Consider the following 16,395-nt stretch of genomic DNA (forward strand, 5'->3'; position numbering starts at 1 on the left):
ATACATTCGTTTTTATTAATATAAATCTCTCTACTAAATGTAATTAAAACTTTTAACTCATTTATTTAACATTGCCTAAATAACCACCCCTCATTCAAAATTCTTTTGAGATCATACTACATCACAAAACTTTTAAATTACACTAGAAATCATTTAAATATACACGTAGTTAATAAAAAAAATACAGTAAAGTAGAGTGACATTACAACCGCCCTACTTTACCTAAAACAATATATATAACTATTAAGAATAGAAACCGATCTTTATAATCTACCTGATGTCAGAAAGAGCCCAAACACATTATCTCTATGATAACGAATACTTTCAATTGCAGGCTTAAAAAAATCCTCTTCAGGAATAAAAATTTGCTTTCCATTGTATTTTTGTAAAAAATCACTTTCAATTGCAGGATGTACTCTTAGCGTATAATCATCATTTAATGTGAAGAATCCCTTATCAAATGCCCAGTGAATATCCCTGCTTAAAGCTAATCCATTATTAGGGAGGTATGATCCAGTATGACTTTTAGGTTTTATATGTGCAGCTTCTAGATTAAGAAAATTATTACACCTAATAACACTTCCAGTTACTGCGCATTTCCCCCTGTATGCCACCATAGTAAAATCTCTAAAACTAGTAGCATTAAATAAATCTTCAATTTTCGTGTCAGAGGTTTCCATTTTTTTAGTAACACTAGTATCTACAACTATTTGTAAGGGTGTTATAGATAATTGATTAATCTTTGCTTCAATCTCATCCAAAATCCCTTCATAAATCGCATGTTTACCACCAATATCACTTTCATCAATAATAGTTTCACACCTTTGATAAAGTGCAGATTCAATGGGTGTTATTCTTTCTAAATAATAAACAGTTTGCCTTGCTTCTTCTATAATTTCATCTTTTTTCATTACAATAATATCTCCTGCTTCAAAAAAATACTGACACATTTCTAAAGCATTATTGGAATAGATTCTATATTCATCTCTAGGTTTTGCAGAGGTACTTCCATTATATTTATCATTATGATAAATATAATTACAATAGATTTTTTCTTTGTGTTCTGTGTATAAAGGTATAATCGGTAATAAAGATGAATCATTTTTCACACTTTTAGACAATGGTGGAAAAAAAGAAAGAACCTTCTCATCTTTAGAAATATATATGTATCTTCCTCTAGATGCCTTATCACCAGGTTTTTTAATACTGCCTAACTCTTGCTGTCCTAATTTTTTCATGTAATATGTCATAGTTTGTACCTCCTGTGTATGTAATTGTTTTCACCCTAAGTATAAGCTCCATCCTTTCATAATCATTTAGCATATTTTAACATAAAAAAAAGAAGCCTGTATAAGCTTCTCTAAAAAACTATTTATAATAGTACTTCTATAGCCTCAGCTAATTTCCCTGAGAATTTGGGCGGAACCGCATTTCCAATCATTTTATAATTATCTCCTGTACTAGATATAAACTCATAGTCATCATCAAAGGTCTGTAATCTAGCAGCTTCACGTACAGTAATTGTACGTGCCTGAGTAGAATCAGGATGAATATGTCTTAAACCATCTTTATAAAGATGAGCTGGAATGGTATTACTAGGCTGATCCCATCGTAATACATGGTACTTATGAACATTTGAATTTTTTCCTGTAATTTGAGTGTAAAGCTGTTTTAACGCTTCACTAGACGTATATTTATATTGACCACTTTCAATATCTTCAGCTAATAGTTTAAAAATTCCAATGTCCCGTTTACTATGAAATCTCGGTAAATGATTTGGAATTTCATAATTTAAAGAATGCGAAAATTTTTTACCATTAACTTTGATTTCTTTATCTAAAGGTAATAATTTAGGTAAATCTTTAATTGTGTCATTCACCGTTTGAGTAGATTCTTTATATTTTGGAAGATGTTCCACATAGAATGATTTTAGAAGTTTTTGCGCATCTGGATACAAGTCCTTTCTTAGACCGATAATGATTACACGTTTTCTTTTCTGCGGGACACCATATTCCGATAAATCTATTTGTGCATAACTTTTCAAGTCATCAACTATTTCATATCCAGATTGTTCAATGGCATTCTGCATAAGCTCTGTAACAGGTGTACCTCCAGGTTTAGCACTTAATATTCCAGGTACATTCTCAAAGACAAATAATTTAGGTTGATACTTCCTTACAATCTCTAAATAACTCTCGAATAAATAATTTCTATAGTCATCTCTCATACCATTTTCATCACGTATTCTACCCGCTACTGAGTATGCTTGACAAGGAGGACCACCAATTATTAAATCTAATGACTTTCCCTGTAGCAATTTATCTAGTCCTTCATGGGTTCCATAATTCGGATCATTGATCCAACCATTAAATAACTCTTCAGTTCGTTGAATATCGAATCTCAGTACTCTTTTGTCAGCATCTTCTATCTTCCATTTTGTTACTAATCTATTTATAAGATTTTGCACTTGAGGCTTTTCCCATTCTACAGCAGCTACCATGTTAAAATTAGCTTTTTTTTCAAATCCTTCAGAAAGTCCTCCACAACCAGCAAAAATATCTATTAAATTATACTGACTCATCGCTATTCTCCATCTATATTCAAATATTTTTTTAGTTGTATGCCTAAGTGATATCCTAATAATGGGGGCACGGCATTACCAACTTGCTTATATTGTTCTGTTTTGTTACCTGAAAATTTAAAGTCATCTGGAAACGATTGTAATCGAGCATTTTCTCTAACTGTCGGTACCCTATTATATTTATAGTGAAAATGATTCCGATGCCCTGTATCAATAGTCTTGGAAGGCTTTTTGCTATGATAACGGGTCCAAGCTTCATTAAACTTTCTACTCTCTCCTACACCAGGTGGTAAATCTTTATGATTTCCTCCTTCTGGAACTTGAGAGATGACATTGATCACTTCAGGTGTATGCTTTGTCCCTACATGGTTATATAAGTTTTTAGCATACTTTCTCATTTTTTTTTGATACACTGTTTTAGGAAGATTTAAATATTCACTAATATCTGTGCCTAAATCCTGTTCGAAATCATGTAAATCACCAATGGCATCTTCACACGTTACATAATTTTCTGGGGTAAGAACCGGTTCTGGAAATTCAAATTCCATACCATTTGACAATCCAACAAAAAATAAACGTTTTCTTATTTGCGGAATTCCATAATCAGGAGCATATAAAACTTTGGAAGTTATTGTATATCCTAATTTTTCAAATTCCTTCATAATAGCTTCCTTCGCTTTCCCTTTATATAAAGTGGCTAAGCCAGGCACATTTTCTAATACAAAAGCTTTAGGCTGAAAAAATGCAACAGCATTTACCATAGCCTCAAACAGCGTATTACGCTCATCATTTTCATTACGTTTTCCAGTCAATGAGAAACCTTGACAAGGAGGACCACCAATTATTAAGTCGATACTTTTATTATCTGTAAGATGCGCCATTTCTAATATAGTAGATCCTTGAAATAGATCTCCATTCATAGCAATAGCCCCATTATGATTTTCCTTAAAACTCTTTAAAGCAGACTCATTATTATCAATGCCTAATAAAACATCATAACCTGCATCCATAAATCCCCTTGATAAACCACCACAACCACAAAACATATCAATAACTGTAGGTTTTTTATTGTTCAATATTCTCAACTCCAAATAACAATCCATTTTACATAAATAATTTATCGATTAACATACTATTTTTTCTTATATTGTTGCTGATTTGCACTACTTTTAATCCCAATTTCTATTTTTTCATTTAGTTCACCATATTTTACTTCATGTAAAAATAAAGAACCTAGCGAGCGTCTATCGCCAATAGCTAAACGATTCCATTCATAACCTTTAAATAAATCCTTAATCAAAAATATCTCACCAGAATTTAAATTTTCAACTTCTTGAATGGCCAACTTCAAACAATCCATTTTGTTCAGTTCCCCTTTGAAATAAATTAACACTCAACATAAACATATACATATGTTTATAATAGAACAAACGTTTATATAAGTAAAGAAAATAGTAACCTTAAAGAGTATTTTAATATTAAAATACTCTTTAAGGTTACATAATTTTAGAAAAGCTTTCTTCCGAAATTAACCATCTAGTAATTTTGGAAGAAAATTTTTCTAATTTTCTAATTTTTTAATTTTAGTCCCTACAATTGGATTTTATTAAGTAAAAAACTTAACTGAAAGAAATGTTCAATAGATTTAGGTAAAATTTAAGATTTAATTATTAATTACAACTACACTAACCATAATTCATATATTATTAGATCCAAAATCTTAACGATTATTTGTTTGATTATTCCCTAAATTAAAACTTTTTATATTGAAATCATTCCGCTAAATCAATTAAAATAAAATTAAATCTTATAAATAAAAGAGGGACTGATATGCTTTTTACCGATAATCTTGAAACAAAAATCTTCACTTCCCACCAGTACTTTACCTGTGATGAACTTATAATTATTTCAGGATATGTTGGACCAAATCCAGTTCAACGCTTGAGAACACTCCCCATAAATTCAACTGTAATTTATGGAATGTTTGGTAGTGAATCAATATCAAACCAGTTACATGATACATTAATCAACATACATAATCCACCGCATATCAATATTCTATATTCAAATATACCTATTCATTCAAAATGCTATATATGGAGAAATAACGGTAATATTGTATATGCTTTAATAGGTTCAGCAAACTTTAGTACAAATGGTTTAAACATTCCATTTAGGGAAAACTTAGCAGAAACCACTATTGATACCTTTTCTGATTTAAATACGTATTTAAATCAGATTCTATCAAATACTGTGGAGTGTACTTCTGCTACATTTATACCTAAGGATCCCATCCCTCATTCTCTCACAGATACTAGAAATATTTGTAGTATGATTTTATATAATCCAGCTACAGGAGAGGTTCCACTCAGTAGTGGATTAAACTGGGGACATAGCCCTAACGGTCACAACAATCCGGGTGACGGGTATATTCCTATCCGTACAAGCCATATTCGAGCGTATCCACGACTATTTCCCCCTAAACAAGCGCACCCTATTAGAAGTTTAGGTCTTGGTAGGTCGAATAGACAAAATGATTCTATCGAATTAATTTGGGATGATGGTGTACTAATGGATGCTGCTCTTGAAGGATCACAGCCCCTTAACGGTAGACAATACCCCAAAAACTTATGCTCTTTTCCAAACAAAAACGTCTTAGGGGTTTATATTAGAAAAAGGTTAGGTCTTCCACCTAATGCTCTAGTTACAAGAAATAATCTCTTACAATATGGTAGAGATGATATTCACCTTTCTCTTCTCCAGGATGGAACATTCTATGCAGATTTTTCCGTTTAATAAAGCACAAAATAAACAAGGAATGCTAGCATTCCTTGTTTTAATTTTCATACTCTAGTATTTAGATAACACTCACCTATAATGCATGGTCAACTTCAATATTTTTCAGTTCAATAAGTATCCGACCTTTAACCATCAAATCCTTAGTTTTTATTCCAAATACTGTTTTCAATACGTTGTAAAATTTAATAATCCTTATCATTCCCCACTAACTCCCCATACTCCTCACTACTCTCCCCACTATCCTTATAATAAGAATTCCAACCCCGCTCCCTCAAAATCCCCTTCCAACTATCACTCTCCACCATCTTCTTAATAACACCATCCCAATAAGCAACCTCTTCCTCCGTCATATCTTTCGGGCCCATAATGCCTTTCCAGTGCTGGAATATGACGTTGATGCCTTGTTCTTTCCATGTTGGGATTTCTGGTAGTCGGTCTAGGCGTTTTGGTGCGGATACGGCTAGTATTTTTATTTTGCCGGCTTTGTATTGTTTTTCGGCTTCGGATAGGGTAATGGTTGCGGCGCCTATTTGTTTGTTCGTTAGGGCGTTTATGATTTTTTCTTTGTTTTCGTAGACGAAAAATTGTAGTTCGGCTGGGTTTATGCCGAAGGCTTTGCTTACTTGTACGAAGGATAGGTGATCGTCGTTTCCTAGGCCTGGGGCAACGCCGATTTTGAAGTTTTTCTTGTCTTGTTTTAGTTGTTCCATTAGTTCGTTTGCGTTTTCTATGTTTGATTCTTTTGAGACGACAACGACCTCCCAATCCGACGCTAATGTTGCGATCGGTGTGAAGTCTTTATATGTTAGTTTACTGTGGCCTAGTAGGTTGTTCGTTATGAGTAAGCTTGAGTTAATCGCCAGTACGTGACCGCCTTTTTGTTTCGTATATTTCCATCCGACGTCACCGCTGCCACCTACTTTGTTTGTGACTGTGATTGGTTTTGTGAAGATTTTTTCTTCTGTTAGCGTTTTTTGCATTGCCCGCGCTGTTAAGTCCCATCCAGCTCCTGGAACATTCGGCGCAACGATTTCTACTTCTTCTATGTTTACTGTATTCGTTTGGGATTTTTCAGAGGAACAACCAGCTATTACTCCTGTCATGATCCATATACATAGTAATAATCGCTTTTTCATAGTCCTCGTCCTATTCGATATTTTCGTTCTGGTCGTCCGATAATGCCGTATGTGTACTCTACTGTGCATTCGTTTGTCGCTACTAAGTATTCTAAATATCTTCTTGCGGTTGTTCTGGAGGCGCCCATTTGTTCTCCCATTTCTTCTATTGTAATGCCCTCTTCGAATCCTTTTATAATACCTTTCACTTTTTGCAGTGTTAACGGATCAACGCCTGTCGGTAAGTTTTTTATGTCTTGTGTTTGCGAAGTCCCGAAGAAGTTATCGATTAGTGCTTGATTTACTTCATTATTACTATGTAATAGTTGCTTCTTTCTTTTATAGTCTTCAATTGTGCGAACAAACTTTTCTAACGTGACCGGTTTTATAAGGTAGTTACTTACGCCATTTCGAATTGCTTTTTCTAGCATATGGTTTTCATTCGCCGCCGTAACCATAATGACGTCAACATTTGGAAAGTCAGCATGAATTTGTGGCAATAAGTCTGTTCCGATTCCATCTGGTAAATAGTTATCTAATAGAAGTAAATCGATTTCTTCCTTTTGTAGTAATTCCATCGTTTCTTTCGCGTTCAATGCTTTTCCGATTACTTTTACGTCCTTTATTTTTGATAAAAACTCTTCCTGAATTTGCGCGACGCGGAAATCATCTTCTGCAATTGCGACCTTCAACATATGCCCATCCCCCTGTTTGTCATGTACTTTCTTTCAATGTTTTCGGAAGGTAAATTGTAAAAATAGTTCCCCCATTTTTCTCGTTTTGAATTTCAATTGTTCCTTCTAGTAGATCTACCATTTCTTTCACGTTTGCTAGTCCGTAACCACGATTATTTCCTTTCGTTGAAAATCCTTTTTGAAAAATGGTCACTATTTTTTCTGCCGGTATCCCTATTCCGCTATCTATCACTTCAAACACAATATCGTGCCCAATATCCGTAACGAAGAAAGAAACATTCTTTTCCTCTCGTTCACTCACCGCATCAAACGCATTATCGATTATGTTTCCAAGGATCGTAATGAGGTGAGACACTTTTATATGGTCTGGTAACGGATGAAGCGCACTATCTCCTTCAATATGAAAATCAATTTTCTTCTCAGACGCTGTTGCGAGCTTTCCTAATAAAATAGCTTGTACTTTCGCATCGTGAATTTGATGGAATAAAATATGGTTTTGGCTTTGATGAATATTAGATTCTTGCTGGATAAATTCAATCGCTTCCTTGTAATGTCCTAACTGAAGTAATCCTGATAAGACGAAAAGTTTATTTGTAAATTCATGTGTTTGAGCACGTAAGTCCTCTGAATACTTTCTTACCTCTGATATTGTGTTCACTAGATTTTGCAGTTCAGTTTTATCTCTAAAACTACATACAACGCCTACCGTACTATTATTTTCAAGTATCGGTACTTTATCTTGAAATGCGATTTCTTGATCATTTTCTAGCACTCTCTCCATATGAAATTCTGGTAAAACTTTTGAAATGTGCTGCTGCATATAATCGCCATTTACATGCAACATTTCTTCTGCCGAAGTGTTCATCATCGTAATAAAACCATTTTGATCAATGGCGATAATTCCTTCTTTTATAGATAATAGTATTGCGCTTCGTTCCCGGTATAGCGCTGCGATTTCATTCGGCTCTAAACCGAGTGTATCTTTCCGAATGCTACGTGCTAAAAGGATGCCACCTACAATGCCTGCTAATAATACAGCTAAGGAAAAGAGTATAATTTCTTTCGTTCTGCTCAATATGTTAGATTCAATGCCTTTTATTAAAAACTCCACTGTCACAACACCTACTACTTGATCATAGTCTCCGTTATGAACAATAATCGGTGCTTTCGCCATTAAAGCCGGACCACTTACACCATTTCCTTCGAGCGTATAATAACCGCCAAAAGTAAGTGCTTCATAGTTATATGGATTGTTATTCTTTGTTCCAATCAACTCAGAATTAGAATGTGAATACATAACCCCAGAGCGATCTTCTACAATGACAGTATCTGCACCAGCTTGCTCACGAACTTGTTCCGCAATGGATTGGATCGTACTTTTATGCTCGTTATTTTGAAAAGCATCTTTTATAGCAGGCATAAAAGAAAGAGATTTAGCCGTTTGCAGTGCTAGTTGCTCCACTTGACGCTTCGTATCAATGGACTGAATGTAAACAAATATTCCTGCTAACAGGAGAACGACAAATAAAATTAACGTAATAATTAAGCTTACTATTTTCGTTTGTAATGACACTTTGCGTGATTTCTTCATACTTCATATCCTTTGATAAAATATTCAAAACTATCAATCTCCTTTTTCTATTATTATGACAAAACGAATAATGAAGCAACTATTAAAACTCTCCATGTACATAAAGTACAAAAAGAATAAAATTGTCATAATACTGAGATTTCATTCTACAAACAGTACAATTCAACTATAATGAACACGCTTTCATAATTATCATTTTATTTATAAGCACGAGGAGGAATTAGTATGGCTCAAGTAAAATCAAACCGAGTCGCCGGCAATATTTTCAAAGGTTCTGTCGGTAATTTAATTGAATGGTACGACTGGTACGTTTACTCTGCTTTCGCTGTTTATTTTTCAGCGGAGTTCTTTCCTAAAGGAGATCCAACGAGTCAGTTACTGAACACAGCGGCTATTTTCGCAGTTGGATTTTTAATGCGCCCTATCGGAAGTTTATTAATGGGACGTTATGCGGATCGGCACGGACGCCGGGCAGCATTAACACTTTCGATTACAGTTATGGCCGGTGGTTCTTTCATTATCGCCTGTACACCTAGTTATGAAAGCATCGGTATTATGGCACCAATTATTTTAGTTCTTGCCCGTTTACTACAAGGATTATCGCTTGGCGGAGAGTATGGAACTTCCGCAACGTATTTATCTGAAATGGCTAGTAGTGGTCGCCGTGGTTTTTATTCAAGCTTCCAATATGTAACGCTCGTTGCTGGACAAATGGTTGCGTTAGGCGTTCAAATTGTTCTTCAGCAATTACTAAGCGAACCAGATATGAAAGCTTGGGGATGGCGTATTCCATTCATTATTGGAGCGATGGGCGCAGTAGCTGTATTATGGCTTCGCCGTACGATGGATGAATCGGAGCAGTTCTCAAACATAAAATCACAAAAACGCGAAAGCGCAGGAACCGTTCGCGCTCTTATGAAACATCCGAAAGCAGTATTAACAGTAGTCGGCCTAACACTCGGAGGCACTGTCGCATTCTATACGTACACAACATATTTACAAAAGTTCATGGTAAACACAGTCGGTCTTCCGAAAGAAGTTGTAAGCTGGATTAACTTTGTCGCACTACTTATTTTCGTCGTACTTCAACCGATTGCAGGTCTACTATCTGATAAAATTGGACGCCGCCCACTATTAATGGTATTCGGTATTCTCGGAACATTACTAACAGCGCCAATCTTCTTCTTTATGGAAAAAACGTCAGAACCAATCGTAGCATTCTTACTCATGATGTTCGGTCTCATTATCGTTACTGGTTACACATCGATTAATGCAATTGTAAAAGCAGAACTCTTCCCAACTGAAATTCGTGCACTAGGCGTAGGTTTACCATATGCACTAACCGTTGCGATATTTGGCGGAACAGCTGAGTTCATCGCATTATGGCTAAAGAGTATCGGAATGGAATCACTATTCTACTTCTACGTAGCCGGATGTATCGCGATCAGCTTTATTACGTATTGGCGTATGGCAGAGTCATCGAAGACTTCGCAGATTGAGGCGGAGCTTGGTGGTAGAGATAAATTAGTTAATAATAAATCTAGTTAAAAAAGGCACCTTAAGGTGCCTTTCTCTCATTTGAATTTACTATTTGAGTAATCTAATCATTTACCTTTGATCCTTAAATCCCCAACCGGAGACTAAATAGTTTTGCGTTTTGTTTATCGTAACGCGGATTACCTTTTTCTTATCATTTTTAGAATAACCTTCTACATCAATAAAACCTTCACGTACTCCATGTAAAGTCTCGACTTTAGTAACTACGAGATCTATATTTTCTTTATCCGTCATGTATTTTATTGCTACTTTTGAAGCTTTATCTTGCGTAATATTTTTGCCGTACATTGTATAAAATATGTAGCCTATTATTAATAATAAAATTGTTAAAATAGCAATATTCATCCTGTTTTTCTTATTCAATATACCCTCTCCTTAAGAAGATTTATAATATAACTATAAATCTTTTTTAAGACGATGGAAATGCTAGTAGTGGTTATGGTGATACTGTACAGCAGTTATAAAATTTAGAAACATGTAGAAATAAATGACGCAGTTCTTCATAACACCTAAAATAACTTTGATGCAACTCTTTACTTTTCTTGGAAAGGACCAAATGTTATTACCCCTCAACCCAAAATTAAAAAGACCACCAAAAGGCAGTCTCCCTCAAAACTCAATCTTATTTCCCACGCCGCACTCCACCGCTCTCTCATACAAATACTTCGCAACAATTATATCCACTACCGCCAAACCAACCGATTTAAAAACAGTAACCTCTTCATCGTTCTCCCTACCTGCTTTTTCCCCGCTTATAATTTGACCAAGTTCAGCGTGGATATCGCTTGCTTTAAATAAACCTTCTTGTATCGGAACTTGAAGGTCCCCTGTTTCTTCTAGTGCTGCTTCTTTTGATTCGACTACTACTTTATTTGCACTCGTGATAGCGTGGGATGGTAGTTCTTGCATACTTGGCCTGAATGAACCGACGGCGTTTACGTGGACGCCTTTTTGTAGTTTTTTTGAGAAGACTGGTGTGGATGCGTTCGTAGTTGTGATGATGATGTCTGCTTCGCTCATTGCTTCATTTGCACTTGTGTAAACGTACGCAGGTTTACCAAATTTCTCTTGTATATATTGCGAGAATGCATACGCTTTTTCTTCTGTTCGATTGTATAAAATGACTTTTTCAATATGTCTAACTGCAAATACAGCTTCGGCCATTCCCTTCGCTTGTTCGCCTGTCCCGATAATACATAACGTTTTTGCGTTATGACGAGCTAAATGTTTTGTCGCTACTCCTGATAAGGCGCCTGTTCGAATCATCGTTAAGTACGAGCCTTCTAAAAGTGCGAGCGGTTCTCCCGTTTGAAAGTCTGATAGCATCACAATCCCGTTTATCGTTTTCTTTCCTATCTTTTTGTTCTCGGGGACTACTGTTACTACTTTTAAACCAAGTGCCTCAAGCCCTTCTGCGACTGAAGGCATAATTAATGCCGTATTTTGCTCGTTCGCAAATGGTAATGAACCGCGAATTGGCGTGATTGTTCTTTCTGCGGAAAACTCTTTTAAGGCAAGCGCCGCATATTCAATGACTTCATTCATATTTACTAAGTTTCGTTGTTCGTTCGCGCTTAGGACTAGCATATCTTTCCACCTCCTTCTTCTATCCTAACAAAAATCCCCGATTCAAATCATCTCTCGGGTCTATAACGAACTGATGAAATCCTGTAATAAATGCATGCCCCGTTACTTTCGGAACGACAGCTTCATATGTATGTACCGCTGTTACCGACAATACTTCCCCTTCGAATTTCCCGTCAGTAATGCATTCGTGGACGAAAATTTCTCCCTTTTGCAGGGCATCTTTTGCAAAAAGAGTTGCGATTCTTGCGGAAGTTCCTGTGCCGCAAGGAGAACGATCTACTTGCCCGTCAGCAAAAATCGTTACATTTCGTAACGTTGCGCCTTCCCCTTTCGGTTCATCTGAGAAAATAACGCCGTATATTCCTTTTAACCCTTCTTCAAGTGGGTGCTTAACTTCCATCTGACTCTCAATGTAGCGCTTAATTTTACCGCCCCACGTTTGAATAGCAGCTAAGTCTTTAAAATCAACTTTCAAACCAAATTCTTTACTCTCCACAACAGCGTAAAAAGCTCCGCCAAATGCGATATCTACTTGAAACTCATAGTTATCTATTTTAATAGGAACGTCTTTTTTGTATACAAATGAAGGAACGTTTTCAAATGATACGGACTCTACTTCACTCCCCCTATATGTTGCGTACGCAATGACTTCCCCAGCAGGGCTATCAATAATGAACTTTTGTTTCTCACCTGTCACTTCAAACATACCTGTCTCAATTCCGACTGTAATAACAGCGATAATGCCGTGTCCACACATCGTACTCCATCCTTCATTGTGCATAAATAACACACCAAAATCAGCGTGAGCACTCGCAGGCGGAGTAATGATACAACCGTACATACCGTGATGTCCTCTCGGTTCATACATAAGAACTTCGCGAAGATGATCCAAATGTTCCATGCAATATGCACGTCTTTCTAGCTGCGTTTCTCCCTTTATTTCTGGCATGCCTCCTGTAATAATTCGAAGTGGTTCCCCAGCTACGTGAGCATCAATTGTCGTATACACTTTACTAACCTTCATTTCCATCTCTCCCCTATATGTTGATACTCTTTTTATTGCAAATATCATGCCAACGCATAGGGTATAAATTTGTATACATTGTTTAAAAAAGCATACACTACTGTCTATTTTTTTATACACGATCCAGAAGCTATTTTATGGAACCACTTGATACAGCCAGGCTTATTATTTTCACTGGAAAGTTACTTCCACCCCCAACATATACTGTTCAAAAGCAAAAAGGAAGTGATCCAATGTACTACGGAACAAAAGGCTGGTACGTAGCTGAACTAAAAAAATTAGGCGTGCGTTATCATGAAGGACGCAAACTAGAAAGTTACCGCGGACACATCTTGCGCAATTTACTACTTGCACAACAAGAGAAATTAAAAGAACAGTAATATTCTAATGTAACGATATCGGCGATTCTTAGAATATATCAGCGATTTTTTAAATTTATCAGCGATTCCACACAATATATCGGCGATTCGACATGAAATATCGACTTACCGACAAATTTCGTCAAACCACTCCTCCATTCCACCAACCAATCACACATCAAACTACAATAAAAAAAGGTCACCCACACGGGTGACCTTCCTTCCTTATTCACAAACAAGAATTTGTCTAGAAAATGATCCTTTTCTTGTAATACAGCGATCTGTAATTTCAAATCCCGCTTCATGTATCATGTCGTCCATCGTTTCCATCGTGACAACGACTACCTTTTTAGCGATGCGGCGTGCGCTTGAAAGAATCGAGAATTGATCTTCTGGTGTTGCGTGAGTGAATAAATCATACGGCATATCGATAATTGCGACGTCGTAGTTCTCAGTAATTTCTTCAATTGGGCCTTTTGTTACTGTTCCTTCAAACCCGAAATGTGCGATGTTTTTTCTCGTTCCAAGAACCACAAGTGGATTAATATCTCTACCAACGATGTTAATCCCCATAGAAAGTGCTTCTACTACTACTGTTCCAATGCCGCAGCATGGGTCAATTGCTCGCACTCCCTCTGGATTTGGTACAGCGATATTTGCAACTGATCGCGCAACACGTGTACTAAGAGATGTCGAATAGCTATGCGGTTTTTTTATGTGATGATACCAAACTGGTTCACTTTCTACATAGTGTCCGAAGTACCAGCGTCCTCCAAGAGGAACAATCCCGAATACACGCTCTGGATTACGAACATCGGCTTCTCCTTCAATATGCATGCCGAGGTCTCTCTCAATAAGACGTCTTTCTCCATATTCAATTTTATTTTCTCCAACCAAGTCATTGATTTTAACGAAGATAACTTTAAACGACGCCCCCGCCAAATCAATTTGTTCCACTTGTTTTAGAATACTTTCTAAGTCGTCTCCTTCATACATAACCTCAACGCGCTCTTTCATAAAAGGACTTCTACTCGGGTCAATTTTGACATCACTTTTCAAAATATTAACGTGGGACTCCATTCCAAAGAACGAGCGCATTTCCAAGTAACATAAAGCACGCTCCTCCTCACGAAATGCATACGTATATATACATGCAGGTGTTTTCCTATGATTATTCAATCTATGATCATCCTCTATATCGTTATAATTACAATACTTTCTTATATAAAATTAAATGATATCACATGCCGGAAATAAAGAGAAACGTTAATAAATAAAAGAGACTGCCTATTGGCAATCTCTTTTAATGTATTAACGGAAAGAAGATACGTTATTACCCTTTGCTTCGTAATAATCTAAAATACCTTGATAAATCGCTTCTGCTGCACTTTGCTTCTGTGCTGGTGTAGCGAGTTTATTTGCATCATCCTTATTATCTACAAATGCTAATTCTGCTAATACAGCTGGCATTGTATTATATTTTACTACGTACCAATTATCCTTTTTCACACCACGATCTTTTGTTCCAAGAGCTGCTACAAGGCGCTTTTGAATTTTTTCTGCTAATAAGCGACTGTCTTCCGTATGTGGATTCGTTGATCTTGTCGGTGCTGCTGCATAATAGAATGTTTCTGTACCGTGTCCATCTTTACCTGTAGAACCGTTACCGTGAATACTTACGAAAATATCACCATTATTTTCATTAGCAAATTCTACTCTTTTTCTTAAAGAATCACTAGAATCTACTCCTGGGCGTGTATCGTTCGTACGTGTTAACTTAACAGTAAATGGTGTCTTTTTCTCAAATAGTTTTTGTAATCGTAAAGATGTATCTAATACGATTTGACTTTCTTTCTCGTAATAACCAACATTACCCGAGTCAATTCCACCGTGACCTGGATCAATAATAATTGCTTTACCTTCTAAGAAGTTCTCTTGTTTTACTGGGTTTAATTGATTTTTATCAACCCATTGGAAACCAGCGCCTACGCGGATACGAATCCAACTTCCACTCTCTTCCATAACCGTTACTGTTTGTGCATTATATGTACCTAGCACTTTAGAACTATGTGAAGCTGTTTCATAAGTAGTAAATCCTTCATTAATCGTTTCTGTTTTTTCTGTTAGAGGTGTCCACTTCTCACCTTTACTTGTTACAATTTTTAACCAGCCGTCTGCTCTTTGTTCTTTCACTACAACCATTTGTGGCTTATGCTGAACATCAGTAATACCAGATGATAATGATGGTTGATGATATGTAATAAAGTTTCTGTTCATATACATTCTTTTTGATGTATCTGTTTTATTTTGATCAGCCACCGCAATAAACTGAGCTGCTTCTGCACGAGTTACAGTTCCTTCAGGCTCCCAGCCATTTCCCGTACCTTTAGAAATCTCTAAAGCTACTAAAATATTAGCTTGTTTCTTGCCCCAATGAGGTTCCAAATCTTTAAACTGTGTTGGAAGTTCTCCAATAATTTTCTTATCTAATGAGTATGCTTGTACTAACATAGATGCCATAGATGCACGGTTAATTTGGCTTGATGGATTAAATTTACCAGTACCATCTCCACTAATTACACCTGCTTTTTCCACTGCAGCAATGTACGGAGCTGCCCAATGGTTTTGTGCATCTTTAAAAGATGGCTTTGCTTTTGGATCAATTGGTAAACCAAGAACGACTGCTAAAATTTTTGCAGCTGATCCTCTATCTACTGCTTCAGATGGAGAAAACGTTCCATCTGGCTTTCCATCAAGCGCCTTTTTTCCTACTAAATAATCAACTGATTCTTGCGCCCATGAAGGAACATCCGAAAACTTCTTCGCTGCTGCGAAACTACTTACTGGAGACGATAATAAACTTGCGGCTAAAATACCTGCCGCGACTGCACGATACTTCATAAAAAATAATACTCCTCTCGACAATCATCTTTTAATAACGCGTAATCTTAATATATAAATTTCGACAAATTCGAACAAAAAAAATTAGTGCGCCTCTATTATTTTATAATACTCGAATTATGTAGTAAACCTACTTTCTTAATATTGTAAAATAAATTACAATTAATTTACTCTTTGTTAAATAAA

15 protein-coding genes are annotated in these 16,395 nt (G+C 36.2%); 3 read left to right on the forward strand and 12 right to left on the reverse strand.

Annotation, left to right across the window (positions count from 1 at the left end):
- Positions 1–263: 263 nt before the first annotated feature.
- The 4 genes from QCI73_RS22790 to QCI73_RS22805 form a co-directional block, all read right to left on the reverse strand.
- A complete protein-coding gene (locus QCI73_RS22790) occupies positions 264–1,250 on the reverse strand; it encodes an HNH endonuclease (RefSeq protein WP_242296152.1) in 987 nt (328 codons plus the stop codon).
- A gap of 122 nt (positions 1,251–1,372) precedes the next feature.
- Positions 1,373–2,581 carry a DNA cytosine methyltransferase gene (locus QCI73_RS22795; RefSeq protein WP_353823810.1) on the reverse strand — a complete coding sequence of 403 codons (1,209 nt, stop codon included), beginning with the start codon at positions 2,579–2,581 and terminating at the stop codon, positions 1,373–1,375.
- A gap of 2 nt (positions 2,582–2,583) precedes the next feature.
- Positions 2,584–3,657 carry a DNA cytosine methyltransferase gene (locus QCI73_RS22800; protein WP_242296150.1) on the reverse strand — a complete coding sequence of 358 codons (1,074 nt, stop codon included), beginning with the start codon at positions 3,655–3,657 and terminating at the stop codon, positions 2,584–2,586.
- 56 nt (positions 3,658–3,713) lie between these two features.
- Entirely contained in the window at positions 3,714–3,941 is a 228-nt protein-coding gene (locus QCI73_RS22805) for a single-stranded DNA-binding protein (protein ID WP_002125643.1), read from the reverse strand.
- Between the two features lie 470 nt (positions 3,942–4,411).
- Here QCI73_RS22805 and QCI73_RS22810 point away from each other — a divergent pair, with 470 nt between their 5' ends.
- Positions 4,412–5,377 (forward strand): restriction endonuclease PLD domain-containing protein, encoded by a 966-nt coding sequence (locus QCI73_RS22810; protein WP_353823811.1) that lies wholly within the window; start codon positions 4,412–4,414, stop codon positions 5,375–5,377.
- A 185-nt stretch (positions 5,378–5,562) separates the two neighbouring features.
- Here QCI73_RS22810 and QCI73_RS22815 read toward each other — a convergent pair whose 3' ends face one another.
- From QCI73_RS22815 to QCI73_RS22825, 3 genes are read right to left on the reverse strand one after another with little or no spacing between them, the layout of a single operon-like run.
- Positions 5,563–6,516, reverse strand: coding sequence for a tripartite tricarboxylate transporter substrate binding protein (locus tag QCI73_RS22815; protein ID WP_353823812.1), 954 nt, complete (start codon positions 6,514–6,516; stop codon positions 5,563–5,565).
- Positions 6,513–7,190: a response regulator gene (locus tag QCI73_RS22820; protein WP_242296147.1), complete on the reverse strand. Its 678-nt coding sequence runs from the start codon at positions 7,188–7,190 to the stop codon at positions 6,513–6,515. The genes QCI73_RS22815 and QCI73_RS22820 overlap by 4 nt, the downstream gene beginning before the upstream one ends.
- Positions 7,191–7,209: 19 nt before the next feature.
- Positions 7,210–8,781 (reverse strand): ATP-binding protein, encoded by a 1,572-nt coding sequence (locus tag QCI73_RS22825; RefSeq protein ID WP_353823813.1) that lies wholly within the window; start codon positions 8,779–8,781, stop codon positions 7,210–7,212.
- A 225-nt stretch (positions 8,782–9,006) separates the two neighbouring features.
- Between QCI73_RS22825 and QCI73_RS22830 the strand changes: the two genes are divergently transcribed.
- Positions 9,007–10,329, forward strand: a complete 1,323-nt coding sequence (locus tag QCI73_RS22830) for an MFS transporter (RefSeq protein WP_353823814.1) — start codon at positions 9,007–9,009, stop codon at positions 10,327–10,329.
- Between the two features lie 60 nt (positions 10,330–10,389).
- On the opposite strand, the gene QCI73_RS22835 is transcribed toward QCI73_RS22830, so the two are convergent.
- The 3 genes from QCI73_RS22835 to QCI73_RS22845 form a co-directional block, all read right to left on the reverse strand.
- The gene (locus QCI73_RS22835; protein ID WP_372465756.1) at positions 10,390–10,683 is read right to left on the reverse strand and encodes a hypothetical protein; all 294 of its coding nucleotides are present in this window, start codon (positions 10,681–10,683) and stop codon (positions 10,390–10,392) included.
- Between the two features lie 264 nt (positions 10,684–10,947).
- On the reverse strand, positions 10,948–11,925 hold the full coding sequence (locus QCI73_RS22840) for an ornithine cyclodeaminase family protein (protein WP_353823815.1): 978 nt from the start codon (positions 11,923–11,925) through the stop codon (positions 10,948–10,950).
- Positions 11,926–11,944: 19 nt separating this feature from the next.
- Positions 11,945–12,949 (reverse strand): proline racemase family protein, encoded by a 1,005-nt coding sequence (locus QCI73_RS22845; protein WP_353823816.1) that lies wholly within the window; start codon positions 12,947–12,949, stop codon positions 11,945–11,947.
- 137 nt (positions 12,950–13,086) lie between these two features.
- Between QCI73_RS22845 and QCI73_RS22850 the strand changes: the two genes are divergently transcribed.
- Positions 13,087–13,329, forward strand: coding sequence for a YflJ family protein (locus tag QCI73_RS22850; protein ID WP_000433496.1), 243 nt, complete (start codon positions 13,087–13,089; stop codon positions 13,327–13,329).
- 204 nt (positions 13,330–13,533) lie between these two features.
- Here QCI73_RS22850 and QCI73_RS22855 read toward each other — a convergent pair whose 3' ends face one another.
- Together QCI73_RS22855 and QCI73_RS22860 are read right to left on the reverse strand one after the other, a co-directional pair.
- Positions 13,534–14,487 (reverse strand): TRM11 family SAM-dependent methyltransferase, encoded by a 954-nt coding sequence (locus QCI73_RS22855; RefSeq protein ID WP_262725243.1) that lies wholly within the window; start codon positions 14,485–14,487, stop codon positions 13,534–13,536.
- 132 nt (positions 14,488–14,619) lie between these two features.
- Complete coding sequence (locus QCI73_RS22860; RefSeq protein ID WP_353823817.1) at positions 14,620–16,209, reverse strand: N-acetylmuramoyl-L-alanine amidase; 1,590 nt, start codon at positions 16,207–16,209, stop codon at positions 14,620–14,622.
- Between the last annotated feature and the right edge of the window lie 186 nt (positions 16,210–16,395).

It is taken from the genome of Bacillus cereus group sp. MG16 (assembly GCF_040459875.1).
Classification (GTDB): domain Bacteria; phylum Bacillota; class Bacilli; order Bacillales; family Bacillaceae_G; genus Bacillus_A; species Bacillus_A paranthracis.

Coding starts and splice junctions, on each gene's coding strand:
- QCI73_RS22790 (WP_242296152.1), bottom strand. CDS start 1,250: ATGACATATTACATGAAAAAATTAGGACAGCAAGAGTTAGGCAGTATT.
- QCI73_RS22795 (WP_353823810.1), bottom strand. CDS start 2,581: ATGAGTCAGTATAATTTAATAGATATTTTTGCTGGTTGTGGAGGACTT.
- QCI73_RS22805 (WP_002125643.1), bottom strand. CDS start 3,941: ATGGATTGTTTGAAGTTGGCCATTCAAGAAGTTGAAAATTTAAATTCT.
- QCI73_RS22810 (WP_353823811.1), top strand. CDS start 4,412: ATGCTTTTTACCGATAATCTTGAAACAAAAATCTTCACTTCCCACCAG.
- QCI73_RS22815 (WP_353823812.1), bottom strand. CDS start 6,516: ATGAAAAAGCGATTATTACTATGTATATGGATCATGACAGGAGTAATA.
- QCI73_RS22820 (WP_242296147.1), bottom strand. CDS start 7,190: ATGTTGAAGGTCGCAATTGCAGAAGATGATTTCCGCGTCGCGCAAATT.
- QCI73_RS22825 (WP_353823813.1), bottom strand. CDS start 8,781: ATGAAGAAATCACGCAAAGTGTCATTACAAACGAAAATAGTAAGCTTA.
- QCI73_RS22830 (WP_353823814.1), top strand. CDS start 9,007: ATGGCTCAAGTAAAATCAAACCGAGTCGCCGGCAATATTTTCAAAGGT.
- QCI73_RS22835 (WP_372465756.1), bottom strand. CDS start 10,683: ATGAATATTGCTATTTTAACAATTTTATTATTAATAATAGGCTACATA.
- QCI73_RS22840 (WP_353823815.1), bottom strand. CDS start 11,925: ATGCTAGTCCTAAGCGCGAACGAACAACGAAACTTAGTAAATATGAAT.
- QCI73_RS22845 (WP_353823816.1), bottom strand. CDS start 12,949: ATGAAGGTTAGTAAAGTGTATACGACAATTGATGCTCACGTAGCTGGG.
- QCI73_RS22850 (WP_000433496.1), top strand. CDS start 13,087: ATGGAACCACTTGATACAGCCAGGCTTATTATTTTCACTGGAAAGTTA.
- QCI73_RS22860 (WP_353823817.1), bottom strand. CDS start 16,209: ATGAAGTATCGTGCAGTCGCGGCAGGTATTTTAGCCGCAAGTTTATTA.